A 5,187-nucleotide genomic window follows, 5' to 3' on the forward strand; every position below is an offset into this window, starting at 1 on the left:
GATCAATATACTTCTGCCAGTATTGGCGCCAATCCTCCTGCTGTTCGTAGCAGGACGAGTTTGCGCGCCGGCAGGGCCTTATGCATCGAAGCTCCGGATAATTCGCGCAACCAAGGATGGGCAACTTGGTTGGATCGCAGTTGTATTCTGCGCCAATGCTACATACGATCTTTATCGCAAAGCAGCGGAAGGCGATTCATTGTACTGGGAAGGTCCAATACTTGCCGCCTGCATCGTTTGCCTGATCATTTCGAGCTTGCTGGCTATCATGGGCGCGACGTTCCCGGTTCCCGAAGCGAAATTTAAAAAAGCAACGTGGAAGGAGTGGATTCTGCACTATCGGCTTCTGGTGATGTCCACCTTTTTCACGGCCTTTTCAGCGTTATTGGCGACGATTAGCCATTTCTCAGTTCAGCCGGCTTGCCCTTAGCCGAAAAGCTGCAACACTCTGTATGTGGAAGGAGGGACGGCTTATGGATCAGGGAATGGATAGCGCCTGGGGTAATGAGGAACGCGTAACCCAGATTGTGCACAACTGGCTATGCGCATTGAGCCTCATCGGCTCAATATTGGCACTTGGCGCTAGCCTAGGGATTTTGATGGCCGGGCACTGATCGTGTGCCCGGCCCGGTGCGATTATTGGCGGTTGCCGCGGTCGATCAGTTCGTCCGTGGCATCGTCGATGGCTTCACGCAAGTCGCCGCGCTGTTTTTGCAGCTTGCCTTCCACCTGGTTGGCGACGCCTTTCACCTGCTGCTTCGAACTGCCGACCAGTTCACCAGCTTCTTCCTGGATCTTGCCGCCGATTTCCTTGGCTTTACCCTTCACTTGGTCCTTGTTCATGATTCGCTCCTTAAAAAGATTGCGACGAGCAAATCATACGGAGAGTAAGGTTCGGTTACTGTTCGCTCGTTAACATTTCCGCCAGACAGATGCCAGCCAGGGCTGCTGTTCGCGCGGCAAGCCTGCCGGACGGTAATAGTGCGTGACCGGCTCGAAGCCGGCCGCCCTCACCACTTCGGACCAGGTTTCGAAATCGTAGTAGCAGCCGTAGCGCGCGCCGTTCCAGCCTTCCTCGTTGTGCCCGCGCGGATTAGAGCTGAACAGGACGCCGCGCGGCTTCAGCGCCGCATGCAGGCGCGCCAGCACATCCGGCAAAGCGGCGCTGGGGACGTGGAACAGGGAAGCATTGGCGAATACGCCATCAAACGAGGCGGGAGGCAGGTCGAGCGCGACGAAGTCCTGCTGCCACACGGGACAGCCGCTCCAGCGCTGCGCCATCTCCACAAAGCGGGCCGAGCCATCGACACCGACCGGCTCATGCCCGAGGGACTTGAAAGTACGCAGGTCGCGGCCGGGGCCGCAACCAAGGTCGAGGATGCGGAACGGCGCCGTTCCTTCGATCGCATCGAGCAGCGCCGCCACGTTCTGGCTTACGTCATGGTCGCGCGTGCCCTCCAGGAAGGCTTGCGCATTGCGTTCGTAATGATCCAGCGTGCGGCGGGTGATCTGCTCGATATCGTCCATCCCCGTACTTTACCAGACGCGTACGCGCTGCTCCGGCGCCAGGTACAGCTTCTGGCCCGGCTTCACGTCGTAGGCCTTGTACCAGTCGTCCAGGTTGCGCACGGTGTAGGTGCGCCACTTGGCCGGCGAGTGGCCGTCGGTGGCGATCTGGTTACGCAGCGCCGCATCGCGCGCCTTGTTGGCCCAGCTGGAAGCAAAGCCCGCGAAGAAAGCGCGCTCCTGCTCCGGCGAGGCCTTGCCACCGGACGCCGCATTGAAGGCATCCAGCGCCGCCGCCAGGCCGGCCAGGTCGGCCAGGTTCTCGCTCAGGGTCAGGGTGCCGTTCAGTTTCAGGTCAGGGAAAGCCTGGTAAGCGTCGTACTGCGCCACCAGCGCCGCAGCGCCCTTCTTGAAATGCTCGCCGTCTTCCTTGGTCCACCAGTCGCGCAGGCGGCCTTTGGAGTCGAACTGCGCGCCCATGTCATCGAAGCTGTGGCTGATCTCATGGCCGATCACGGAACCGATCGCGCCGTAGTTATGCGCATCGGACGCGTTCATGTCGAAGAACGGCGGCTGCAGGATCGCGGCCGGGAAGTTCAGCGCATTCTGCATCGGCATATTCACCGCATTCACGATATGCGGCGGCATGCACCATTCGGTCGCATCCACTTTCTTGCCCAGCTTGGACAGCTCCTGGCGGTAGTGGAATTTCTCCGCGCGCAGCAGGTTGCCCATGGCGTCGTCCGGCTTGATCTCCAGGCCCTCGTAGGAAGTCCACTTGTCCGGATAGCCCACGCCCACGTACAGCGTGCGCAGCTTCTCCTGCGCCTCTTTTTTGGTGGAGGGCGCCATCCAGTCCAGCTTGTCCACGCGCTTGTGGAAGGCGGCCACGATGTTGGCCACCATGACCTGCAGGCGCGCCTTGGCTTCCGCCGGGAAGTAGCGCTCGACGTACATCTTGCCCGCAGCATCGGGCAAGGCGCTGTTCACCGCGCCCAGGCCGCGCTTCCAGCGTGGCGACAGCTGCGGCGTGCCGTTCAGGGTGCGGCCGTAGAACTCGAAACGCTGGTCCACAAAGGCCTTCGGCAGCGAGCCGCCGAAGTGGTTCACGGTATGGAAGGCCAGGAAGTCTTTCCATGCCTGCAGCGGCATCTCATTCACCAACGCGGCGGCGCCGGTGATCGCGGTCGGGTGGTAGACCATGAACTTGCCCTGCTTGCCAAGGCCGGCGGCGCGGAAGAAGGACTTCCAGTCCATGCCGGGCGCCTTGGCGCTGAAGTCCTTCATGGTCCACAGGTTGTTGGCCTTCTGGATATCGGCCGAATCTTCGCGCGTGGCGTGCGACTGGGCGATCTTCTTCTCCAGTTCGTAGACGCGCGCGGCGCGGGTCTCTGGTTCGCTGTAGCCGGCCAGTTTGAGCATGGCGGCGATGTGGGCCTGGTAGGCCGTGCGCAGTTGGCTCATGCGCTGACTGTCTTCCAGGTAGAACGCGCGGTCCGGCATGCCCAGGCCGCCTTGCAGCACGTACGGCACGTAGTTGTGCGGATCGGTCAGGCCTTGCGCGATCCAGATGCCGAAAATGTTCTCGGTGTAGAAATTGGTGGAGTTCAGCGGGTCGACGTCGGCGCGCACGCTGGCGCCCAGGGCCTGGACCAGGCCGGCCTTGTCCTTGATGGCATCGATCTTCTTCAGCTCCGGCGCCAGCGAGGCCGTGCCGGCGGCTTCAATCGCCGCTTCGTTCATAAAGGCGCGGTAGAAATCGGTCACACGGCGCGCATCGCCGGTCGGGTTCTTGGCGGCGGTTTCCTCGATCAGCTTGACGATGCGGGCATTGGTCTCATCGCCCAGCGCCGAACCGGCGCCCCAGCTGCCCTTGTCGGCCGGAATCTCGGTCTTGGCCAGCCATTCCGCATTGACGTAGCCGAAGAAGTCATCGCCCGGCAGCGGCACCGCGGCTTGCTGCGCAGGCGCAGCCTGGGCCGGCGCCGCCTGTTGGGCAAGCGCCGGGGCCAGTCCCAGGGTGGCGCCGCAGAAGGCCAGGGTAAGGGCCAGCTTGAGAGGCGTTACGCGTGTCGTTGTGTGCATTGTGTATCCCTATATCTAGTAATTTTTGGTGGCGGATTAAGCCAGACTGCACTCTAGCGGCAACCGCAGCGTGACATGGCGCCTGTGCGACAGACTGCAAAATTGCGGGATCAAATGCAGAAATCAGGGAATGCTGTGCAGCAATGCCAACGAATGTTAAAAACTTGCTGCACTCCCCTCTGGAATCGCTATATAGTTCACTTACAGCAACGCCTATCAATGAGGAGACTTTCCATGAAGCTCGAAGCCCTGTTCCAGAATCCAACCGCGTTGCCCACTGCTCCGAAGGTTGTTGACGAATTGATCAGCAGCTTCGACAAGGCCAGCGTATCCACCGAGGACATCGCCAAGAAACTGTCGGCCGATCCGGTCCTGAGCGCCAAGCTGCTGCGCCTGGCCAATTCCGCCTATTACCATGTATCGCGCTCGATCGGCACCGTCGAAGACGCCGTGCTGATGCTGGGCTTCGTCACCGTGCGCACGCTGGTGATCAGCTCCGGCCTGGTGAGCGGCTTCAAGACTGTGCCCGGCCTCGACCTGCGCCAGTTCTGGCGCTACAGCCTGCGCACCGCCGTCGGCGCCAAGTTCATCGCCAAAGCCTGCAAACAGAATACCGACCTCGCCTTCACGATCGGCATGATGCACGCCATCGGGCAGCTGGTGATCCACGCCGCCATGCCGGAACAGGCCATGGCGCTGGACAAGATCGCCGGCCCGCTCGATTCACGCCGTCTGGATGCCGAGCAATCCTCGCTGGGCTACAATTTTGCCGACGTCGGCGCCGAACTGGCCCGCCGCTGGAAATTCCCGCCTGCATTCTCGGAAACGATTGCCGCCTTCCCCAACCCGGGCGACGACCTGCTGGCCTCCGTAATCCACCTGGCCGCCTGGCGCGCCCGCGTTGACGAAAACAAGCTGACGCCGGAAGAAATCGCCGCCTGCTATCCGACCGAAGTGGCTGACAACCTGGGCCTGGACGACAATGCCCTGATTGACCAGATGCCATCGCTGGACGAGCTGAGCGCTGGACTGGAAGAACTGATCAAATAAGCAACGAAACTGCTTTACTCCTGGCCGTTGTTGCCCTTGGGATGGGGGCGCAACGGCTTTTTTCATACTTTTTTCAAATTTTTTTTGAGAAAACCCTAAAGTTCCTGCCGAGCCTGACGTAAATCCAGAAAAGCGGTACTCCGCGCACTGAATCCAAGGCTCAAAAATGACCTCGACCGAAGTCCTCGCAACCTACGAAAATATTGCCGGTTTGACCAATAAGATGGTGATGGCCGCGCAAGCCAGCGACTGGGACTCGCTCGACCGCATGGAAAACCAGTGTGCCGCAGCCTCGGTCGCCCTGATGGGCGGCGCAGCGCCAGTGCAGGGCGATGCCCGCAAGCGCAAGATTGAGCTGCTGAAGCAAATCCTCGCCAACGACCGCGCCATCCGCGAAGTAACCGAGCCGTGGCACAACCGCCTGAACGGCTGAACGGCTGATTCCGCTCCACCAGCACCAAACGAAAGCGCCTCCGGGCGCTTTTCTTTTTTTTGTCCACTTTGGGGTCAGGAAGAACGAAAGACATTTTGAAAAATGTCTTTCGT

General features: G+C 60.7%; 6 protein-coding genes. 3 read left to right on the plus strand and 3 right to left on the minus strand.

Going from position 1 to position 5,187, the window contains the following annotated elements; genetic code table 11:
* Positions 1–430 (plus strand): hypothetical protein (locus tag ACE3TQ_RS18280; protein WP_374583722.1); only part of this gene is annotated, 430 nt, incomplete at its 5' end.
* 206 nt (positions 431–636) lie between these two features.
* On the opposite strand, the gene ACE3TQ_RS18285 is transcribed toward ACE3TQ_RS18280, so the two are convergent.
* The 3 genes from ACE3TQ_RS18285 to ACE3TQ_RS18295 form a co-directional block, all read right to left on the minus strand.
* Positions 637–843, minus strand: coding sequence for a CsbD family protein (locus ACE3TQ_RS18285; RefSeq protein ID WP_055936965.1), 207 nt, complete (start codon positions 841–843; stop codon positions 637–639).
* A gap of 69 nt (positions 844–912) precedes the next feature.
* On the minus strand, positions 913–1,527 hold the full coding sequence (locus tag ACE3TQ_RS18290; protein ID WP_374583723.1) for a class I SAM-dependent methyltransferase: 615 nt from the start codon (positions 1,525–1,527) through the stop codon (positions 913–915).
* A gap of 9 nt (positions 1,528–1,536) precedes the next feature.
* The gene (locus tag ACE3TQ_RS18295) at positions 1,537–3,591 is read right to left on the minus strand and encodes a M13 family metallopeptidase (RefSeq protein ID WP_374583724.1); all 2,055 of its coding nucleotides are present in this window, start codon (positions 3,589–3,591) and stop codon (positions 1,537–1,539) included.
* Positions 3,592–3,825: 234 nt separating this feature from the next.
* On the opposite strand from ACE3TQ_RS18295, the gene ACE3TQ_RS18300 reads away from it, so the two are divergent.
* Positions 3,826–4,641, plus strand: a complete 816-nt coding sequence (locus ACE3TQ_RS18300; RefSeq protein WP_374583725.1) for an HDOD domain-containing protein — start codon at positions 3,826–3,828, stop codon at positions 4,639–4,641.
* A 166-nt stretch (positions 4,642–4,807) separates the two neighbouring features.
* Positions 4,808–5,074, plus strand: coding sequence for a flagellar protein FliT (locus ACE3TQ_RS18305; RefSeq protein WP_374583726.1), 267 nt, complete (start codon positions 4,808–4,810; stop codon positions 5,072–5,074).
* Positions 5,075–5,187 lie beyond the last annotated feature (113 nt).

Source organism: Pseudoduganella sp. (genome assembly GCF_041914865.1).
Lineage (GTDB): Bacteria > Pseudomonadota > Gammaproteobacteria > Burkholderiales > Burkholderiaceae_D > Rugamonas.